The organism is Pseudomonas sp. NPDC090208, assembly GCF_044746785.1.
GTDB lineage: Bacteria > Pseudomonadota > Gammaproteobacteria > Pseudomonadales > Pseudomonadaceae > Aquipseudomonas.
Genome location: NZ_JBIVCU010000024.1, coordinates 25,020 through 42,907, shown reverse-complemented (window position 1 = coordinate 42,907; position 17,888 = coordinate 25,020). Strand labels below are relative to the sequence as shown.

The following is a 17,888-nucleotide window of genomic DNA, read 5'->3' as shown; positions in this document are numbered from 1 at the left end:
ACAAAATAAAAAGCCCCGGCGAACCGAGGCTTATCAAACCACACGCCCCTATAGGGCTACGAGACGTTCACCGGGCACCAGCGGCGGCGCCGGGCAGTGCATGTCTGCACGCTTGGGCCAGATGTGCTGTGCCTCCATCTGACAGTAGAAGTCCAGATTCGCTTGGGCCTGCTCGTAATCGCTCTTGCCTACCCAGCCATAAGCCGCCATCAGCCCGGCCACCAGCAAACCCACCACAAACTGCTTGGGCACCCGCCCGATAATCGCTCGCATAAATTCTCCCTTTCCGTTGTGTCGTAACCTTCGACGGGAGAAACATTATAATTTTATTGTTTTTCGTGCAATACCAAACAATAGCGTTTTTGTGTTTTATGAGGATTTTACATGAAAATCATGGCATCGATCTCTGGCTACGCTGGCGAACCTGTCACCCTGCTGGCGTTCCTGGACCCGGCCAACGGCATTCTGGCCATCGCCAAAAAGGCGCCCACCTTTCGCGACAAGGCTGACGAAGGCTATGCGTTCATCACGAACCGGCGCACGGAGTCCTATGACTGCCTGTTCACGGAAGAGCACATGGCCGACGCCATCCGGGCCTATCTGATGGGCGAAGGCAGCGAGACGATCAAGGTCGGCGACTCGGCGGCGCGGTACAAACCACGGATTGAGACAGACGGGGTGACGGACACCGGTCAGAAGTACCGGCTGCACCCAGGTCTAAGCAACGGGGAAGTGGCCGTGCTGGCGCTGGCTCATTTCCAGCAGCGCCAGGGGGCGATCAGCAACGCATCGGATGCGATGGATGAAATGTACGACCTGTTTATGATCTGACAGGCACGACGGGACGGGGCATCAGCTGCCGATCGGCGGGACGGCAGCGGTAGCAGGTGCATTTGCCGATGCGTTGGCCGGTGCCCCGGCAGTAGGTGGGAACGTTCATGCGGTTTCCTTGGATAGCTGGACCAGCTGCTCGTTGGGGATCTCGAAAAACCCCAGCTGACCCTTGATGCGGATGAATGGGAGGGCAAGCGGCTCGCGCAATACGAGCGCCTTTTGCCCCATGTACCAGGGCGATTGACTGGTGTCCTGACTGTCGGCCAGCACCACAGAGCCAATCACGCCCCCGCGCAGCAGCTGATCCGCCGGGGGAACTGTCACGCCGAGGCTGCTGGCGAACTCGGCAGCCTCGGCGTATTCGTCTTTGGTCATGCCCTGTGCGGCATGCACGAGAAAGCGCCCCCGGAACTTCGGGTGCCACTTCCACGAGCGGTTCTCGACGTCTTTGCCACCGTGGACAATCAGCCAGGCCCATGGCTGGCGAATGCTCAGCGCCTTCATTTCACGGCCTCCCGCGCGGCCAGCTGCTCGTTCAGCAGGGCGACCGTCTTCGGGTGGGCAAACAGGCACCCGCCCACGTTCATGAACACTCGGTGCTGAGTGATCGTGAACCGCTGATCACGGTTCCACATGACGCGATGCGCCCACTTACGCTCCTTACGGTGCGACTCAATGAATTCGGGCACGGCAAGTTCAGCAACTACGCGCATTCCGTTGTAAATAGAGGCGTTGGTCATACAAGCTCCAGCTGTTTACGGATGGGTGACACAGGCGCCGCCGCAGGCAACACCACGTTGTTGTCCTTGAGATATTTCTCGGCGAGCGATCGCAGGTGGTTTTCACCGACGTCCAGGCGCTGGATCAGATCGTCATCGGGGTTGCGCACGCCTTCGATCTGCTCGCGCTTGACGCCCAGCACGTCGGAAACGATCGGGTCGCTGCCTTCGTCGGACAGGAGGAAGTAGGCCATTACCGGGTCTTGCTGGCCGTCACGGTGAATGCGGCCTATGCACTGCTCATGCACGCCCGGCGACCAATCCAGCTCGCCAAACACCACCGTGCTGCACACATGCTGCAGGCCATCGATACCGGCGCCAGCGCGCAGGCTGATCAGCATCACGCGGCTGTCACCGTTGATGAACGCCTCTTTGGCCGCCTGCTTCTGCGTGGGGGATTCGCTGCCGGTGTACATGACCGGGTTGAACTCGGCCAACTTCTCTTTCCAGATTTCGTACACGTCGCGGTGCCAGCCGAACAGCAGCACGCGCTGTTCCGTCTCCAGCAGCAGCCTGACGAACTCGGCGACATAGGGCGCCTTGGCCACGCCGGTCGCATGACGCACCAGCACGTCCAGATCGCCTGCGGCCTTCATCTTCTCGCCCCGGTGGCGCTCATTGGCGGCCATGATGGTTCTGGCCAGCGCCACTGCATCGCCGGTGATGCGCTCCATCACCTTTGCGTCATACTCGATCTCGTGCGGGATCTTCGACAGCTCGGGCAGCTCGCGGCCCACCTCACGGCGAGTGCGGCGCAGCATGATGCCTTCACGGCGCAGGTATTCGCCGAATACAGTGGCATCGCGCAACCGGGGCTTGCTGTCACTGTCGCGGTTGCACCATTCGCGCAGGAACTCATCCCAGCCGCCTAGGGCGTCAGGCATCAGCACGTTGACGACGTGATAGAACTCGCCGCCGTAGTTGTAGATCGGGGTCGCGGTCAGGCCCATGCGCAGCCGCGCCTGCGAGGCCAGATGGCGGCAGGCGTTGTAAATTTCGCTGTCCGGGTTGCGCAGCTGTTGGCACTCCTCAAACACCGCGTACTGCACGATCTCGCCCAGCACGTCCGCCCACCCGCGCAACTTGTGGTAGCTGACCAGAATGACGTCCGGCAGCGTGTCCCACAGGTCGCGCTTGCGCTGGGTGGGCTGTTTGATCAGCGGGTAAGGCTGCCCCTTGTTGATGTGGTGAACACGCAGGTTTGGCGCGAACTCGGCCAGCTTCTCGGGCCAGTGGTTCGGCAGCGCCGCCGGGTACACGACGACAGCGGGCAGGTTCGCCGGAATCGCCATGGGGCAGATGCCAGTGACGGTCTTGCCCAAGCCCAGATCGTCGGCCAGCAGCAGGCCGCCCCTGATGTCCACCTGCGCCGCTGCGATGCGCTGGTACTCGCGCGCAGGCTTGGCCAGCTCAAACGGCGGAATGACCGTACGCCCGGCCAGCAGGTCAGCCAGGCTCGTTTCCATCTGTATGTGCTCGCTGGCCAGACGTTGCAGCTCGCTGGCCACCTCTGCCGTCATGCTCATCGGGTAGCGCTGCAGGAACCACTCCAGTTCCCGGCTGTTCTCCGCACTGGCCAGCAGCTGGATCACCTCGCCCGCCCCTTGGGGCACACGCGGAAACACACGCTTGAGCCGCGTACGCACCTGCGCTTCGCAATCGATAAACCAGCGCCGACCGTCAAACAGCACCTTTCCATAGCTCATAGGGATTGCCTTGCCAGTCGGATCATCTGAAAGGGTTTGTCCTGCCATCCGGGCTGCTCGGTCAGAGGCTGCGCCGCCCAACGCGGAGTGCCCGCCAGGATCACGCCGGTGACGTGCGGCAGGTTGATGTAGCGGCTTACCTGGCGCAGCGCCTCGGACATTGCGCCGTCGACCTTGACCTCGATCACAAGGCCATCAATCCAGAAATCGGCGCGGTTCTTTGCATCCAGCACGCGTTCACGCTGGTGCTCGATACCGTGACGCTCCAGCACCGCGGCTATGCGCTCATGCAGCTGGATCTCACTGCCGAACCGGTAGGAGTAGCGCGCCAGATGGTTCGCCACGGCGTTGAGGATCAGTCGCGGGTCAGACATTGGCGGCGGCCTCAATCGTCAAGGTCGAATCGTTCCAGTCGGTGACAATCCGCCCAAACGAGACGCCGCCATGGACAGCAAGCGAAATGCCGTGTTGGCATGACGTGCAGTGCAGCACGTTTGCCTTGATCGCCAGTTGCTCGCCGGTGGCCTCAGCGCCGCATCCCCGGCAGGGCCGCATCAGCGCGAACATCAGCTGCACCTTCTCCTCCGACGTCGGCAGCGCATTGGCGGCGATGTCGACCGCCCGGTGAAAGTCCGCGTCGTTGTCGTAGCTGCCACGGTCCAGCTTGTACTTCTTGCGCATGACGTCCCCTTACGGATAGGTCCAGTCGTAACGACCGACCAGCACCAGACCGTTTTCGGTGATGTATTCCATGTCGCCGTCAGGGCGCTGGATGTGGCTTGTCCGGTGGACCTTCATCACGCGGTCGTCGACCTTGATCAGCAGCGGGCACCCCACCGGCGGCAACGATCGCCCGGCGCCAGGGTTGAAATGCAGGCTTTCCAGCTGCTTCTTTTTCGCCTTCGCACGTCTCCTGAAGGCCCATACCTGGATCACAAACAGGGTCGCGATAGCAGCACCATACCGCTCAAGCTCAGTCATAAGTCATCCCCGGACAAATATGCGCAGAGAATACCAGTAAATCGCTATTGTTATGAATGGCTCATTTGAGGGGCGCAGGCACAAAAAAGGCGCCGATCGGCGCCTTGAGAAGGGTTATTGCTGGGGATTCACTCTGCGACGGTGTGCGCCAGCTGTGCGCGCAGCTTGTCGCGTGCTGCTGTCGCCTCCAGTGCGGCCTTGTGGTAGTTCGCGGCCTCGTCGACCATCTGACCGGCCAGAATCTCAAAGTGCTCTACAGGCGTGTACGGGGAGCGCACGACGTCGATCGTGATCGGGCAATCGATACGCTCGGCAGCCATCACTTGCTCATAACGCGCCAACGTGGTTTCAGCGATATGCACCGCATGTTCACGGGACATGGCGGGCCAGACCTCGCCAACGCTTGGGACAAATACCGCCCACAGTTCGACCGCTGGCGCCGACGTCGCAAGACGCAGTTCGCCCACCTGGCTGTGCTGAGGGTCACGCGCTTCCAGTTCATTCAGCAGCGTTTCAACGACGATGCGCGGCAGCTCGACCATTTCCGGTGCTGGTGCGGGAGCACCGTGCAGGGGTTCCATTACCTGTTCCACGTTCATGCCTTTTGACGTTCCAATGTGTTTACGATGTCCTGCAGGTCGGCCAGCGCATGCAAGCGCACCAGCACCATACGGCCCGTTTCGATGTCATCGCGGACCGGTGGCCGGTGCGCTTGTTCGGTGTGATTCAGCACTTTCTGCGCGGCCTCGGTGAGGTGTACGACCGTGGCGATTTCGCCCCCTAACACCCCGATGTAATGCCGGGTGCGCTCGACCTCTTCCGCGATTTCCTGCGCATGCAGCTCTGCGTTGGCCAGCAGCATGCGGTTATGGCTTTCAAGCGCCCGCAGGCGCTCATCCGGCACGATCGTGTGGGCTCTGGTCTCGCCTTTCAGCAGCGCCAGCAGCGACCGCGCCGCATCCAGGTAGCCTTCATCGCCATTGACCAGATGCTGCAGGACGTCGCGCAGCGCCCCCACCTGCAGGCGCAGCTCCGTGCGCTCTGCGGTGATGCGGTCGACCAGCTGGCCCGACAGGCTCGCCAAGCTATCGACGCCCCAATTGACTTTCGCCAGCAGCTGCGCGGCGGTGAGGGTTTCAGCGTTGTACCCGCCAGCGCTCAGACGGAATGCCAGCTCGCGCAGGCCGTCGTCGAATGCCTCGTTTTCAGTACGCAGCCGGTCGCGCTCGCTCAGCCATGCCAGTTGAGCATCACGCAACGTATCCAATTCGACAGACTGGTCCATAACCTCAGTCCAGGCCGTGGGCAGCTTTCTAAGCGCATCCAGCTCCGCAAACATGGCTTGCACAGCTTCTGGCGTGACCTCTTCGTCGAAGTCGGCCAGACGTTCACCGTACACCTTGTCGCCTTGGTCTTTGGCCGCATCAACGGCCAGCGCCAGCGCTCTGAGGTGTTCAAAGCTGCTCATAGCAGGCCCCTCATAGCCGCTTTGCGCAGGGCTCTGGCATCGTGCAGCGCGTTGTGGGGATATTCGCTTGGCTCGGGCGCGTAGGTGCAGAGCGTCATCGTCAGAGGCGGCAAGGCCATGCACTCGCCGGGCGCGGTGATCAGCAGCGCGCAGAAGTGCGCCAGGTCTTCCGGCCAGTCGGCGATCACTTCAATCTCATTGAACTGGCACAGGTACCGACGCATCGCCATTTGCAGCGCTGGGCGATCAATTGAGTCGAAGGCCAGCTTGGGTATGACGTTCTCAGCCACCCACGGCGTGGGGGCGGTGCATTCCAGCACGGCGTAGAAAGGCCGCTCGTGCTCATCCACCATGCCAATCGAAATCAATTCGCCGCCGAATCCGTTGAACTCCGTGTCAAGCCAGATTCTCATGATTGGGCCTCTGCCGGGCGCGCCGAACGGACAAAAACGTTCTTGTGCGTGCTGGTGCCGTCCACTGCCATAGACGTGACAAAGTAGAAATTGCGGTGGCGGTTGTAGACGACCTCCTCCCGATCGGTACCGGCGTTGAGCACCATGCGCGCTTTCACACTCATCGGCGTGCCGCCCACGGTGAAGCTCAGAAAATCGCCTTCCTGGATCTGACCGGGGCCGGTGAGTGGCGCCCACCCGGAGGCTTGCAGCTGCTCGGCGGCGGCCAGGGCCTGCACCAATCGCGGGTGCAGCTCCAGCACGTCGGAATCCAGCGCCAGCACCTCATTGCGCGGATCGAACACGGTGTGCAGGCCGGTCGCCGCGCGGCCTACGCTGCCGGTGCTGGTGACGGCCAGCAGGTGGCGCATCACCCGCTGGCACTGGGCGCGATCTTCAACGTCGAAGGCCTCGCCGACCTCCTCCACGCACAGCTCATCGGGCAGACGCCCGTAGCCAATCGCCTCCAGGGTGTAAACGACCTGATCGACGCTGCGCAAATCTTCCTCGCTGGCTTTGGCCACCAGCATCCAGCCAATTTTTCCCATTGCCTAATCCCCGTACAAATACACGAGCATTAAACAATATTTTTATAACTTTTACTAAGCCTTTCCGGCAGCGAAACCGGCGCCTCGGGTCACTCCACGAACGGCTCACCGTACGCATCCAACCCGTTGTCGTTGAGGTACTGGCGCCCTGGCTCGCTGACGAAGTAGATTCCCGCGGCGACGTCGACCATCGACAGCGCCACCAGCGTGGCCAGCGCATCCTGATCGGCGATTTCATCCTCTGACGCGGCGTCCGCCTTGGCGATCGCCACCAGCTGCGCCAGCGCGGCGTCATCCATCTGGCGGGCAGCAGCGCTGTCGAGCATGGCAATGGCGGCGCGGTAGGACGCAGCCATACGCATTTCGTGTCGGGCCTGCTCGATGTTGCCCGCTTCCAGGTTCAACGGGCAGTTGGTCTCCACGATGTCCAACGCCACTTGCAGAGCACCCTTCGCGCCATCAGTCGACGCGCTATCCAGCACCACACCGGTCGCCGCACCCAGCTCGCGAGCCGCAACATAGGCGCTCGCAAAAAAAAGTACGCGTTCCTGTGTGGATTCTGCAGCACTTGTGGGCACATCCGGTGCCAGATTGGGCGTAGGAACGCGTACATTTGCCGCGTCGAGCATGGCCACCACCGACCGGCCCTTATCGTTGAGCACGTTATCGCCCTTGTCGGTGTAGCGATCGATCAGCCCCAGCTCAAGCAAGCCATCCCGCCCCTGCTTACTGATCAGGTCGCCGTCTTCCACCGCCTGCCCATCAGCCTGCGCCAGCTGCTCAAGTACTTCCCGACTGACGCTATCCAGCTCGGACAGTTCGGTGTCCACGCTATCGGTCATCGCACCGGCCCCAAGCTTCGATCGCAGCTCGGCAATAGTGGCCTTGCGCTCGCTGATCTGGTTGTCGAGTTCGGTCAGCTGCTGTCCCAGGGCGTCGGCGATCTTGGGCTTTGGCGTGGTCATGGCCTTGGGCAGCGCCACAGCCTTACGCGCCTGCGCCTTCTGGAACGCGGCCTGATTCTTCTGGGCAAGGTTCGCGATCTCGATCACCGCCTTTTCGGTGTCCGTGTGTTCCTTGAGTGGTTGCGCAGAATTGTTGAGCAACACCTGGTAGATATCGCCCGTGCCATTCACACGCAGCGTCACCATCTGCCCGCTGACCAACGTCAGATAGGCCTCACGGTAAGTCGTGTCGGAGGAGCGTTTGGGTTTCTGGTTGAATTCGGTCGCGGCTACGGGTTGTCCCGCACGCCCCATCAATTGCGCCACCTTGCTCAATGCTTTTTCAGCACCGGCAGGCGTAGAGAAGTCCAGGGAGTTGGTTTGTGCCATGGGGCGAGCCTCGGAAAGTGTCGACAATCCCAGCATCCTAAAGGCGAAAAGCGCGCGGAAAATGTGGCGCTTTGCGCCGCAACACCTGCCGCTTGCCTGTCTCCTCGCTGCGCTCGAAGACAGGCAAGCCCTCCCGGCCCCGTAAAGGTTTCGAGTGGTCCGCCTTGCTACTCACTTTCGGAAGAATCGGCGAGATTCCTGCCCCCATTGCCCGCTGAGTAGACACTTCATAGGCCTGCTGCGCTGCCGAACCTTACCCTGCTGGGCGGTCCCCTCGGCGTTTTTAACGTGGTGCCGGTCTAAATCCCCTTACCCACTGACAGCGCCCCCAGGTTGCGATTCTGGGAAGGCGTGAAGCGCGTCGCACGGTCGGCCATGTGCAATGTTTCCCCATTTGGCCGCACAGTCGCAAAGACAGGTAACAAACGCTTGATTTCCAAACCTGTCGATCGCACACGATTACGTCTTTTCGCAGGCAGCCGAGTACGCTCGGCGCGCATGAAAAAAGCGCGACTGCTCGATGAGTTGAGGGGACGGACCTGTAGACAAGCGCGCTGAATAGCGCGAAAATTGGGTCTACAGAGTCGAGTCTTCCCGCCGCCAAGCTAGGATTCTCCCTCGACTCCAGGCTAAGGGAGTTTGCACCTCCGCATTAGCCCTTCAGGGCCCGCTAACAGCGGGCCTTGTCGTATCTGGGCCGCAGGATAAACCTGTATTACATTTCTGTGCCATAGTGGCTATTCGTACAGCCTGTACGGATTGACAGCCATTTTTAAAGCATCCCCGGACATACATCACGGCTGAAAGCCTTGCAGAATGGGCTTCGCCGACAAACGGTTGTCCGCTCCCACAGCCCCTTTTTTCTCATGCCAAAAATATTTTTCAGGCCGTGTCGAAGCCGGTCGATGGCGGGTGACTAGCGCAGGCGCAGCCCAGTCTGTCAGCCGTCAGCGACTGGCCGCTGCCGCAGGCGACTTTTGGCCGACCCAACGCGGTGTGTCAGTAGATCATTAGACAGCAGGACATTTGATCCCTTGTAAATCGCGGCCTCCAGGGCGTCAGGTAGCTCAGTAGGATGAGCTACCCCTAGCTCACGCTATTGAGCTACTTATTTTGAGCTACCCCTGGCTCACATCTGCACGCTAACGATCAGATTTGAGCTACCCCCGGCTCAGCCGTGAGCCACTTACAGCTCAGATTTGAACTACCCCTAGCTCACCGCTGCACGCTAACAATCACCATTGACCGCTAAAGCGCATCGCCGCACACTGTCGATCACAAGTGCAGGTTAGTACGCACATCAGGGTCGCAGCATGTCAGAAATCACCAAATTCAACGTCCCAGAAACCCGAGGCACTTGGGTTCAGACGGAGCGGGCCGCTCACGAACAGTGGGCCCAGCTTGGTCGCGAGAACTCGCGGGCGGCGATGCTGCTGCACATTCTGATCGCCAACATGGACGAACGCGGCGCCCTGATCGCCAGCCAGTCTACCCTGGCCGAACTGTGCAAATGCTCGCTGGCCACCATCAAGCGGGCGGTCTCTGACCTGGCTGCTGGCAACTGGATTCAGACCGTCAATATCGGCTCAGGCCGGGGCAGCACGCTGGCATATGTCGTGAATTCCCGCGTTGCGTGGGCTGACAAGCGAGAGAACCTGAAGTACGCGACGTTCAACGCCCGCGTACTGGTCAACGAGCGGGATAACCCTGAATTGGGTACCGAACCGCTCAAGCAGGTGCCTACACTCGGCCCCGGCGATATCCAGTCCCCGCACGGTCCCGGCCTGCCACCGCCGAATCAGGGCGAGATTGAACAAACCCTGCCAGACCTGCCCGCGCTTAGGTCTGGCGCCAACCCGGAAAACGATCAGCTCGATCTGATTTGATCCATACCGCACACGGTTGTGAGATATCGCACAGGGATGAACGCACTGTGTTCACCGCTATTGCGGTGGACTGACCGGCTTGCCGTCTCCCTGCTCGACGTGAGTGTGCTTCTGAGCGCTGATTCCGTCGCTGGTCATGTCTCCACCCGTCTGAGTTACCGGACCTTCAATCGTATGCGCACCCGCGATCGCTTTGATGGCAGCGGCAGTTAACCTGAACGACGTCCCGTCCACAATTAGGTTAATCGACTCGCCAGCATTGATCGTAAAATTCTTGTCTGCGTTCAGTTCAAAGTTGTCGTGGTTCCAGCGCCGGGTTCCCACCTCGTTACCCTCATTGATCGCCCGCTGGCCGATGATGATCGGGTAACGCGGATCGCCCCCACGGAAGTCGAGCCAGATGGGCGTCCCCTCCACCAGGCGTATTTCGGTATTGGGCGAGTGATCCCCCAGCGGGTAATTCAGTTCGGCAATGGGCAGCTCGCTGGCGCCGTCGGTGTGCGGCGGAAACGACACCCGCACTTCGCGCCGATCGCGGTCGACCTTGCCGATAAAACCCGGTGTCCATCTATCCAGCATTGACCAGTCTCCCCAGCCACAAGCGGCTGTAGCTCTCCATTGCGCCGGTCTTCTGCACGGCGGCGTGTGCGGCGGTGATCACCACCAGATTCTCCCCGCCCACCGTCAGCACGTTACCTGCCTGAATCTGCTGGCACTGCTGAGAGTCGATGGTCTTGGTGCGGACCAGCACGCTGGATGCGTTGCGCAGCTGGCGCGCATCCCCGCGCGGCATGAAGTTGATTACGCGGGCATCGCCCATCTGCCCGGCCACGATCGCGCCGGTATCGTTGACGCTGTAGAAACTGGGGATGCTCATCAGCTCCAGAAACTCGCTGTCGATCTTGGCCGCGGAGTCCACCTGCCCGATGTCGTCGACCGGCTTTTGCTTGGCCAGGTCGGTCAGGCGCATGACTTCCAGCCTGCTGTTGATCAGCACCAGCGCGGCGCCCTCCTCCTGCAGCACCGTCGCCACCTGATAGCTGGGCTTGCTACCGCGCAGACAGGTGAACCGGGGCACCTTGAAGTCGGAGCCGATGCGCAGGTACGCCCCACAACTGCGCAGTGCATCGGAGAACGACGCATCACGCAGCACCACCGCCTGCGCCAGCTGCTCGGCCAGCGGTGCGCAGCTGGCCAGCAACGCGGTCACGCCCATGGCCTGCTGCTGGCTCTTGCCCTGCACCTCGCCCAGGGGCGGCATCTTGTGGGTTTTGACGATCTTGTATTCAAGGTTCTCGCGCCCGCTCCACACGCTTACACCGCGTTTCAGCTTGTCTTCCACGCCGGGGATCAGCTTGACCGTGAATTCCAGATTGCGCGGTACCGGCGTCAGGTCGGAGCGGTTCACCCAGCGAATCACCACGTCGGTGGGCAGCTGGTTGCCGTTCTCACTCAGTAATACGTTCATGCCCGCTCACCATGTGGTCGAAGTCGGCGCCAATGCTCGGTTTGTTGTGAACCTTGCTGGTGACCGGAAAGCCTGGCGGGATGTTCGCGGTACCGTCGTTCGGTTCGCCCTCGGCTGGTCCGCGCAGGATCGGCACCACGCACTTGAGCGCGATGTCGGCGGCGACGATCTTGAGGTTTTTCAGGTCGGTCTTGACGCTCATCCAGTCGATGCGCTTGGTCTCCAGCTGCATGGCTGCCGGGATCTCGTACTGGCCGAAGGTGTACTTCGCGGTCATGTAGCGGTGATGCGGTTCCTGCATGTACGCGCTCAGCTGCGCCGCGATCGACTTGGCCGTGTCGGCGTCATTGGCCACCACCACAACCTGAATGCGCCGGTCGTGCATGTCCTGCCGGTGCTCGTACCACGACCCGCCTTCCAGGATCTGCACCATTTCAAAACCGGTGTGGTGGCCGCCCCAGTCGGCGCCGGTTCCCAAAAAGTCGTCATCGGTGGCCAGCAGCACGATCGGCAGCTTGCTGGTGGCGCCAGGCGGGCCGTTTTCGTTCTTGCGGTACTGCGCCAGCATCTTCTCCACTTCGTCGAGCATGCGCGACGGCGCCCACTGCATGGCTTGCGCGGGGCGTCGGGAGGCGAATTCCTTGATGGCGGCGGTGTCGGCGTACAGCTGCTGGAACCACTCCAGCATGTAGTAACCGAAGGCCACTTTTTGCTGAATGAAACTGCCGTTGAGTTGTTCTGGCATAAAACCCTCGTGACAGGCACCAGATAGCGCCTGCCGATCGATCCTGAGAAATGCCGCGTTTATGCGGCTTCGGGCATGGTCAATACAGGCAGCTCATCAAGCAGCTCCTTGATCAACGGCTGATCGCGCTGCCCGGACAGCACCGCATCCAGTTGCTGGTAGACGTATTGCCAGACCAGCGAGCGCCAGGCGCGCAACGCCTTGCCGTCATTCTGGAACTTGGCCACTGCCGGTTCCTCTGCATAACTCACCGCCGTCGCGATACTGTCGTAACCGGCAGCTTGGGCAGCAAAATCAAGCTTGTTCTGCACCGCCTGTTCAAACACCGATTTGATACCGGCCAGGGCCTTCGCAGCCATATCCTGTGCTTCTTGTTCACGAGCACTGTTGTACTGTGCCTCGGTAACTTCTTCGATCACGCCGGGCACATCGATTTCTGAATCGTCCGGGCATGTCCCGTAGTAAAACGGAATGGAAGTCGGAAACAACGACTCCAGCACGAAACCATATTCAAGTCCTGCAACGGCTGGGTCTACCGGTCCATTACTTGCAGGGGCATTGGAGACGGAAATTTTTGTCACGCTGTCTACGTTCGTGTATTTCAAATAGCGCATGCTTGCTCCTTTCGATCGCTAATCAATATTTAGCAACCGCAACAATCCGATTAGATTTTGACCATGCGAACAGCACGGACAGACATCTGGCTGCCGTTACCTTCAGATTTGTACCATGCAACTAAAGTCCCATTGGTCATATGCTGGCAATACTGATAGTTGGTGCTGTACTGAGTAGAACTCCAATATGTTCGACCTGCACCAATAGACTCGGCACCGCTGCCTTTGAATGCCGCCAATGGCGTTTGCACCGGGTCGGTTGCCGTATAGTTTCCTGTAGGTGGGTCAGCATATATGTTAGCTACCCCATCATAGTTTTGGTTGCCTTGCGTGTTGGCATCGGTCGTAGGCTTGAAGTTGTGGTAAAGCATTTCCAGTTGAAATTTGGAAGGAAGGTGCCAATCGGTAAATCCACCGATAGTAAGGTTTTTACAAAACTTCGCGGCGGGGTGAGTGTTTTCACCAGCAGCGATCATTGCCGCAGTATTTGCAGCGCCATCGTACAAACTTTCCGTGCCAGGAATAGCTCCGTTAGTACTGCTTTGAGCCATCAAGTAGCTGGTAGAACCACCCGATGCAGGCGCAACAACCAGCGCCCATTTAGTGCCATCGGGGAACTTCATACGACCAACGTAGTAACCGCCACCAAATGGCGTTCCGGGCACTGTTGGGATTACAGACACGGTAACGGACTTGGAAAGCGGAGCGCTGCGACCGCCCAACGAGTCAACCGCGACGAAATTGACTGTTACCGGAGTGTCTACCGAAACGTTCGGCGCGGTAAACGTCACCACTTCGTCTGCCGCAATCCCAGACGTTTTGCTGAAGGTAAGCGCGGCACCACCCGATTGCTCAATGCTGTAGGTGATTGTTGCTCCATCCGAGGCGGTAGAGCCGTTGACCGATACGCTGTTCCCTGTGGTCCCTTGGTAAACCGTCGTCGGCGCGGTTGCTGCCGCTGGAACGGTTGGCGCCGCGTGGTTGGACACCGTGATGCTCTTGAGTACCGTGCTCGATTTATTACCCGCGTTGTCGATTGCGTACACATTGACCTTGTAGGCCGTTCCCACACTACCGGTCACCGTAACGTTCTTGCTGGCGCTTCCGCTGGCTGCTGCCACGGTCGAAGACGTACCGTCCGGTAGAACGAACACGAAGCTGGCAATCGTGCCGCCAGATAGCAAGCTGCTCGCTGTAGCCGTCAACGTCACCACGGTACCTGCTGTCACGCTGGACCCGCCGGACACAACAGGGGCCGTCACTACCCGTGCTTGGGAGTTTGCCAGCGCATCCAGATCTGCTTTGCTCACGCCGTCGGTGATGCCGTAACCCGCCAGGGTTGTCGGTACGTTGGACCCGGCAACGTCGGTCAAGACCCAAGCATCAAGGTTTGCCAAGTAACGCACCGTGCAAATCGAACCGGCAGTGATCTTCCCCGCAACAAGCTTGCCGTAACGTAGGTCAAGGATAGGTTTCGCCAGCACGTTGTTCGGCGAGAAGGTACTTTCTCCGGTGTTGGCGTTCTTGGCCAGAAACACCAGCTCCATGCCGTCAATCAGCGACGTCACTGCGGGCAGGTAGGTGCCCAGATAGGCGTTCGCCGCACCGGTATCCTTGGAATAGGTCGCAGCCACGCCGATCGACGTGCTACCTGACGAACCGCCGCCGATGCCGCCACCGGAAATCTGAAAGCCATCGCCGTCAAACGTCAATTCGTACATGGCGCTGGGACGGATGTCGCCCGCTTCAAGCTCCATCAGGCCGTTGCTGCCGGATTTCTGGACGGCGACAGCGGCCAGACCTTCGATCGATGCCGTGACCGGCCCCGTGTTCGCTTGTACAGCGGTGAACTGGAAACGCTGACCGGCAGCGTAGGCAGGCAACAGCGATTCGGGTGCTTCAAGCGTCAGCACCAGTCCATTGGGCGTGCCGTCAGCAAGGCCGAGCCAGTTCAAGGCGCCGAAGTCCTTGGCCACGTCAGAGCGAAGCAGGTACTGCGCGTGGGCAAACGGGTCGCCTTCGTGCGCCGCAAGAGCCGCCAGCGCCACGCTTTCGTTAGGGTCGATGTCGATATTGATACTGTTCGCCGGTACCTGGGCAAAGCTCAGATCGTTGAAAAGCACGTAGGTCGTGCCATCGGTTTTATACGACGCAACGGAACCGTCTGCCTTCGACCAGACAAACACCAGGATGTCGTTCGACCAAAAACCGATCTCGCCCACCGGCACTTCGCCGACGTCTTCGCGCCATGCAACGCTCATGCGCAGCTGATAGGGCGTTGGCTTGCTGCCGCCAGCCAGCGGGATCTTGCTTCCCACGGGCATTTTGAGAGCAACCTCGGTGCCGTCCGGGTCGTAATGAGCCTTACCAAACGATGCGTGAGTGATTTTCAGCTCAATCCCGGTTCGGTCTGCGTTGAATGCTGCCGCCTGACCGGCGAGCGTCAACGTGGGATTGATGATTACGGGATCTGCCATAACGACACCTGAGCGGTTGATTTATGGCAGAAGGGTAAGGGCGCCCAGACGCCCTACTTTTGGTAGGTTTGCATGTCTACGCGGGGGATATGACCGAATACCAGGGTCGCCGCACCGGGTCGGCTGGAATAGCCAACTTTGGTCTGCGTGCTGACTTGAGTGTCGCGAAGCACCTGCTCACCACTACCCTTGACGACGTTCACGCCCTCACCGCTGCCCACCGCCACCATGCCGCCGCCCACAGTCGTTTCCGCGATAACCTCGCGCTGGTGATACAGCGACTGGCCGACAGCGCGCATGATCTGGACGCCCCATCCCACAAACACTGTATTGATCACGGTGGTGATCTTCTTGGCCAGGCGCACGTCCAGCACGAACTTGGCCGCTACAGCGGTCTTGGCGGCGTCCACGATGCGGGTGGGCAGAATTTGCGTGTCGATATCGACCTGCAGGCGACTTGTCAGCACATAGTCGTCTACGTCCTCACCGCGCGCGATGATCTCGGGTTCGGAAATCGCCTCACTCGGATAGTCGCCGTCCGGCAAGATCAACAGCTGATTGATGTAGAAGTTATCGCCGAACAGCGCCCGCAGGTACATTTCCAGAAACGCGGTACCGGCCTGGGGGTTCAGGTATTTCCAGGCATTGAACAGATACCGGGTGTTGTCGTCTGGCGTGTTGTTCATCAGCGCCAGCCCGTCATCGCTCAGACTGCGGCTCAAGAACGAATATGGCCCCAGATGGGGCATGCCGTAGACGTTGGCCTCACGCACCGCCCCCTGAATATTCTCCTCAAACAGCCGCAGGAACATAGCCTTGAATTGCGCCTCAAGGTCGTCGTATTCGGCACTGCGTTGTAGCGGGATCAGATCCATTACTTGGCCCCCACCGTCAGCACGGTAAGGCTTTGCTCAGTCACGTAACGGAAGTGCTCAGGCAGCAGATCCGTATCAGTGCCGATGCTGTTGATCGTGATGTCTGCGACACGCTGGGTCAGCTCTGGCACGTTTTTCTTGAACAGGTCGTACAGATCCTTATTCAGAATCTTCGCCTCCCCGCGCTTGGCCCATGCGGAGCTTCTGCCATAGTTCTGCAGCACCTGCGACACCACAGCCTGTCTGACAGCTGCCGCGTCCACGGTCGACGGCACGGTCAACGTCAGCGACATAGACAATTCGACCTCCACCACCGGCACAAAGCGCAGGCGGTAGCTGTTATCGGCCTTCTTGATGATGGCGGTGATCTGGTCTTGCAGCGCCTGCTGTACTGTCCCCTCCTTGAGCACAGCGACGAACAGCCGGTTTACGTTGAGGATGTCCGGCCCGCGCACCTCCTCCTCTCGCGCCTCGTTCCAGATGCTGAGGAACGTCACCGGGCTGATCTTCTTGCGTACCAGATAGTCGAAGTTGGACAGAAAAACCGCGTTTTCGCTGTAGATGCCTGGGTAGGAGCACACCTCGCGCATCGTGTTGATGTCCATCGGTGCCGCGCCGGTCTGCTCCACGCTGGCCAGGCTCATCACCACATTTTCAGTGGCCACTGAATATTCAAAGGTGAAGCCCATCCCCAACGTCGGACTGATATCGCCCTCGGTGTCGTAGATCGACAGCGTGATCTGCTGGCCAATCACCGGCTGCGTACCCGCCAGCCCATTCACGCCGAATTGAATGCTCAGCACCTGATTTTCATCAGTGCGGATGTGATAGATCAGCTCCCCGGCCATCACGTTGCAGAATTCCGGCGTGTACTCCCAGCCCGCCACCGCGATCTCGGCGATGTAGCCCACAGCTGGCGCGGCCAGATCGATGGTGTAGAACGGCATGTTCTGCGTGACCGTGTGTGTCAACGTGCGCAGTTCCACCTGTCGAGCGGTAATGGTCCGCGACTCCGACGGCATGATGTTGGTGGCGCCCACCGACACGATCCACATACGCCCGCTTTGGTCCTGCAGCACCCGACCGGCCAGAATGCTGACGACCGTAGTGCCCACGTTTTGCACGTTGATAGAGGCGATGCAGGGGGTGCCCACAGGAAGCACGCCCTTGACCGATGCGTCTGCCAGCACGGTGACGTCGCGAGCCTTGAGAAAGGTTTCACCCGTGGTGACTTCAACCTGATTGCTGACATCGGCCAGCATGGCGGCCATCGACGCAAGGCCCTGCGTGATCAGCGGGTCACCAATCTGGTACCGCTTGGCCAGGGTCTGAAAGTCGCTGATCTCGTTGACCGCCGACTGAATGAATTCGTCCTTAGTAATTGCCACGCGACACCTCGGCAAGATCGGAAATGCTCAGGGTTTGCCCGGCCACTTCGATGTAGATGTTTTTGATGTCTACGCCCTCACTGGTGACGTACAGGTTGATGGTCCCAGACGGCAGCGCGGCGAGTACGGGAATGTCCTCGCGCATCTTGGCCAGGAAGGCGTCAGCGATCGGAGAACTGAGGGGTTTCTGCAGCATGTCCTCCAGCGGGTTGCCGTAGGTCGTGCCGTAGTAGCTGTTCGGCTTGGTATTGAGCCAGTGCGCAATCATGCGAAACAGCAGGTCGGTGTTCAGGGTTTCGGCCATGACGGGCGCTCAGAGTGCTTTGCGTCCAT

At 60.0% G+C, this 17,888-nt stretch carries 22 protein-coding genes; 2 read left to right on the top strand and 20 right to left on the bottom strand.

Features of this window, described 5'->3' with window-relative positions:
* Positions 1 to 48: 48 nt before the first annotated feature.
* Positions 49 to 273, bottom strand: coding sequence for a hypothetical protein (locus ACIPL0_RS28245; RefSeq protein WP_400731697.1), 225 nt, complete (start codon positions 271 to 273; stop codon positions 49 to 51).
* A gap of 111 nt (positions 274 to 384) precedes the next feature.
* Here ACIPL0_RS28245 and ACIPL0_RS28240 point away from each other — a divergent pair, with 111 nt between their 5' ends.
* Positions 385 to 831 (top strand): hypothetical protein, encoded by a 447-nt coding sequence (locus ACIPL0_RS28240; protein ID WP_400601707.1) that lies wholly within the window; start codon positions 385 to 387, stop codon positions 829 to 831.
* A gap of 105 nt (positions 832 to 936) precedes the next feature.
* Here ACIPL0_RS28240 and ACIPL0_RS28235 read toward each other — a convergent pair whose 3' ends face one another.
* From ACIPL0_RS28235 to ACIPL0_RS28185, 11 genes are all read right to left on the bottom strand, one after another.
* On the bottom strand, positions 937 to 1,338 hold the full coding sequence (locus tag ACIPL0_RS28235) for an ASCH domain-containing protein (RefSeq protein WP_400731696.1): 402 nt from the start codon (positions 1,336 to 1,338) through the stop codon (positions 937 to 939).
* Positions 1,335 to 1,574 (bottom strand): hypothetical protein, encoded by a 240-nt coding sequence (locus ACIPL0_RS28230; RefSeq protein ID WP_400731694.1) that lies wholly within the window; start codon positions 1,572 to 1,574, stop codon positions 1,335 to 1,337. The genes ACIPL0_RS28235 and ACIPL0_RS28230 overlap by 4 nt, the downstream gene beginning before the upstream one ends.
* The gene (locus tag ACIPL0_RS28225) at positions 1,571 to 3,319 is read right to left on the bottom strand and encodes an SNF2-related protein (protein WP_400731693.1); all 1,749 of its coding nucleotides are present in this window, start codon (positions 3,317 to 3,319) and stop codon (positions 1,571 to 1,573) included. Before ACIPL0_RS28225 ends, ACIPL0_RS28230 begins: the two co-directional genes overlap by 4 nt.
* Positions 3,316 to 3,693, bottom strand: a complete 378-nt coding sequence (locus tag ACIPL0_RS28220) for a hypothetical protein (protein WP_400731691.1) — start codon at positions 3,691 to 3,693, stop codon at positions 3,316 to 3,318. The genes ACIPL0_RS28225 and ACIPL0_RS28220 overlap by 4 nt, the downstream gene beginning before the upstream one ends.
* A complete protein-coding gene (locus ACIPL0_RS28215) occupies positions 3,686 to 4,000 on the bottom strand; it encodes a hypothetical protein (protein ID WP_400731689.1) in 315 nt (104 codons plus the stop codon). The genes ACIPL0_RS28220 and ACIPL0_RS28215 overlap by 8 nt, the downstream gene beginning before the upstream one ends.
* Positions 4,001 to 4,009: 9 nt before the next feature.
* On the bottom strand, positions 4,010 to 4,300 hold the full coding sequence (locus ACIPL0_RS28210; protein WP_400731687.1) for a hypothetical protein: 291 nt from the start codon (positions 4,298 to 4,300) through the stop codon (positions 4,010 to 4,012).
* A gap of 128 nt (positions 4,301 to 4,428) precedes the next feature.
* Positions 4,429 to 4,899: a hypothetical protein gene (locus tag ACIPL0_RS28205; protein ID WP_400731686.1), complete on the bottom strand. Its 471-nt coding sequence runs from the start codon at positions 4,897 to 4,899 to the stop codon at positions 4,429 to 4,431.
* On the bottom strand, positions 4,896 to 5,768 hold the full coding sequence (locus ACIPL0_RS28200; protein WP_400731685.1) for a hypothetical protein: 873 nt from the start codon (positions 5,766 to 5,768) through the stop codon (positions 4,896 to 4,898). Before ACIPL0_RS28200 ends, ACIPL0_RS28205 begins: the two co-directional genes overlap by 4 nt.
* Entirely contained in the window at positions 5,765 to 6,181 is a 417-nt protein-coding gene (locus ACIPL0_RS28195; RefSeq protein WP_400731683.1) for a hypothetical protein, read from the bottom strand. The genes ACIPL0_RS28200 and ACIPL0_RS28195 overlap by 4 nt, the downstream gene beginning before the upstream one ends.
* Positions 6,178 to 6,768 carry a hypothetical protein gene (locus ACIPL0_RS28190; RefSeq protein ID WP_400731682.1) on the bottom strand — a complete coding sequence of 197 codons (591 nt, stop codon included), beginning with the start codon at positions 6,766 to 6,768 and terminating at the stop codon, positions 6,178 to 6,180. The genes ACIPL0_RS28195 and ACIPL0_RS28190 overlap by 4 nt, the downstream gene beginning before the upstream one ends.
* An 89-nt stretch (positions 6,769 to 6,857) precedes the next feature.
* Positions 6,858 to 8,102, bottom strand: a complete 1,245-nt coding sequence (locus ACIPL0_RS28185) for a hypothetical protein (RefSeq protein WP_400731681.1) — start codon at positions 8,100 to 8,102, stop codon at positions 6,858 to 6,860.
* A gap of 1,313 nt (positions 8,103 to 9,415) precedes the next feature.
* Between ACIPL0_RS28185 and ACIPL0_RS28180 the strand changes: the two genes are divergently transcribed.
* The gene (locus ACIPL0_RS28180; RefSeq protein WP_400731679.1) at positions 9,416 to 9,988 is read left to right on the top strand and encodes a helix-turn-helix domain-containing protein; all 573 of its coding nucleotides are present in this window, start codon (positions 9,416 to 9,418) and stop codon (positions 9,986 to 9,988) included.
* 57 nt (positions 9,989 to 10,045) lie between these two features.
* Here ACIPL0_RS28180 and ACIPL0_RS28175 read toward each other — a convergent pair whose 3' ends face one another.
* From ACIPL0_RS28175 to ACIPL0_RS28140, 8 genes are all read right to left on the bottom strand, one after another.
* Entirely contained in the window at positions 10,046 to 10,567 is a 522-nt protein-coding gene (locus tag ACIPL0_RS28175) for a hypothetical protein (protein WP_400731678.1), read from the bottom strand.
* The gene (locus ACIPL0_RS28170; RefSeq protein WP_400731676.1) at positions 10,557 to 11,456 is read right to left on the bottom strand and encodes a hypothetical protein; all 900 of its coding nucleotides are present in this window, start codon (positions 11,454 to 11,456) and stop codon (positions 10,557 to 10,559) included. The genes ACIPL0_RS28175 and ACIPL0_RS28170 overlap by 11 nt, the downstream gene beginning before the upstream one ends.
* Positions 11,437 to 12,201 carry a hypothetical protein gene (locus tag ACIPL0_RS28165; protein WP_400731675.1) on the bottom strand — a complete coding sequence of 255 codons (765 nt, stop codon included), beginning with the start codon at positions 12,199 to 12,201 and terminating at the stop codon, positions 11,437 to 11,439. Before ACIPL0_RS28165 ends, ACIPL0_RS28170 begins: the two co-directional genes overlap by 20 nt.
* A gap of 59 nt (positions 12,202 to 12,260) precedes the next feature.
* Complete coding sequence (locus tag ACIPL0_RS28160) at positions 12,261 to 12,815, bottom strand: hypothetical protein (protein ID WP_400731674.1); 555 nt, start codon at positions 12,813 to 12,815, stop codon at positions 12,261 to 12,263.
* Positions 12,816 to 12,865: 50 nt separating this feature from the next.
* Entirely contained in the window at positions 12,866 to 15,292 is a 2,427-nt protein-coding gene (locus ACIPL0_RS28155) for a hypothetical protein (RefSeq protein WP_400731673.1), read from the bottom strand.
* 53 nt (positions 15,293 to 15,345) lie between these two features.
* Entirely contained in the window at positions 15,346 to 16,167 is an 822-nt protein-coding gene (locus ACIPL0_RS28150; protein ID WP_400731672.1) for a hypothetical protein, read from the bottom strand.
* Positions 16,167 to 17,438 carry a hypothetical protein gene (locus ACIPL0_RS28145; protein ID WP_400731670.1) on the bottom strand — a complete coding sequence of 424 codons (1,272 nt, stop codon included), beginning with the start codon at positions 17,436 to 17,438 and terminating at the stop codon, positions 16,167 to 16,169. The genes ACIPL0_RS28150 and ACIPL0_RS28145 overlap by 1 nt, the downstream gene beginning before the upstream one ends.
* Positions 17,439 to 17,541: 103 nt before the next feature.
* The gene (locus tag ACIPL0_RS28140) at positions 17,542 to 17,859 is read right to left on the bottom strand and encodes a hypothetical protein (RefSeq protein WP_400731669.1); all 318 of its coding nucleotides are present in this window, start codon (positions 17,857 to 17,859) and stop codon (positions 17,542 to 17,544) included.
* Between the last annotated feature and the right edge of the window lie 29 nt (positions 17,860 to 17,888).

Coding starts and splice junctions, on each gene's coding strand:
- ACIPL0_RS28245 (WP_400731697.1), bottom strand. CDS start 273: ATGCGAGCGATTATCGGGCGGGTGCCCAAGCAGTTTGTGGTGGGTTTG.
- ACIPL0_RS28240 (WP_400601707.1), top strand. CDS start 385: ATGAAAATCATGGCATCGATCTCTGGCTACGCTGGCGAACCTGTCACC.
- ACIPL0_RS28235 (WP_400731696.1), bottom strand. CDS start 1,338: ATGAAGGCGCTGAGCATTCGCCAGCCATGGGCCTGGCTGATTGTCCAC.
- ACIPL0_RS28230 (WP_400731694.1), bottom strand. CDS start 1,574: ATGACCAACGCCTCTATTTACAACGGAATGCGCGTAGTTGCTGAACTT.
- ACIPL0_RS28225 (WP_400731693.1), bottom strand. CDS start 3,319: ATGAGCTATGGAAAGGTGCTGTTTGACGGTCGGCGCTGGTTTATCGAT.
- ACIPL0_RS28220 (WP_400731691.1), bottom strand. CDS start 3,693: ATGTCTGACCCGCGACTGATCCTCAACGCCGTGGCGAACCATCTGGCG.
- ACIPL0_RS28215 (WP_400731689.1), bottom strand. CDS start 4,000: ATGCGCAAGAAGTACAAGCTGGACCGTGGCAGCTACGACAACGACGCG.
- ACIPL0_RS28210 (WP_400731687.1), bottom strand. CDS start 4,300: ATGACTGAGCTTGAGCGGTATGGTGCTGCTATCGCGACCCTGTTTGTG.
- ACIPL0_RS28205 (WP_400731686.1), bottom strand. CDS start 4,899: ATGAACGTGGAACAGGTAATGGAACCCCTGCACGGTGCTCCCGCACCA.
- ACIPL0_RS28200 (WP_400731685.1), bottom strand. CDS start 5,768: ATGAGCAGCTTTGAACACCTCAGAGCGCTGGCGCTGGCCGTTGATGCG.
- ACIPL0_RS28195 (WP_400731683.1), bottom strand. CDS start 6,181: ATGAGAATCTGGCTTGACACGGAGTTCAACGGATTCGGCGGCGAATTG.
- ACIPL0_RS28190 (WP_400731682.1), bottom strand. CDS start 6,768: ATGGGAAAAATTGGCTGGATGCTGGTGGCCAAAGCCAGCGAGGAAGAT.
- ACIPL0_RS28185 (WP_400731681.1), bottom strand. CDS start 8,102: ATGGCACAAACCAACTCCCTGGACTTCTCTACGCCTGCCGGTGCTGAA.
- ACIPL0_RS28180 (WP_400731679.1), top strand. CDS start 9,416: ATGTCAGAAATCACCAAATTCAACGTCCCAGAAACCCGAGGCACTTGG.
- ACIPL0_RS28175 (WP_400731678.1), bottom strand. CDS start 10,567: ATGCTGGATAGATGGACACCGGGTTTTATCGGCAAGGTCGACCGCGAT.
- ACIPL0_RS28170 (WP_400731676.1), bottom strand. CDS start 11,456: ATGAACGTATTACTGAGTGAGAACGGCAACCAGCTGCCCACCGACGTG.
- ACIPL0_RS28165 (WP_400731675.1), bottom strand. CDS start 12,201: ATGCCAGAACAACTCAACGGCAGTTTCATTCAGCAAAAAGTGGCCTTC.
- ACIPL0_RS28160 (WP_400731674.1), bottom strand. CDS start 12,815: ATGCGCTATTTGAAATACACGAACGTAGACAGCGTGACAAAAATTTCC.
- ACIPL0_RS28155 (WP_400731673.1), bottom strand. CDS start 15,292: ATGGCAGATCCCGTAATCATCAATCCCACGTTGACGCTCGCCGGTCAG.
- ACIPL0_RS28150 (WP_400731672.1), bottom strand. CDS start 16,167: ATGGATCTGATCCCGCTACAACGCAGTGCCGAATACGACGACCTTGAG.
- ACIPL0_RS28145 (WP_400731670.1), bottom strand. CDS start 17,438: ATGGCCGCCATGCTGGCCGATGTCAGCAATCAGGTTGAAGTCACCACG.
- ACIPL0_RS28140 (WP_400731669.1), bottom strand. CDS start 17,859: ATGGCCGAAACCCTGAACACCGACCTGCTGTTTCGCATGATTGCGCAC.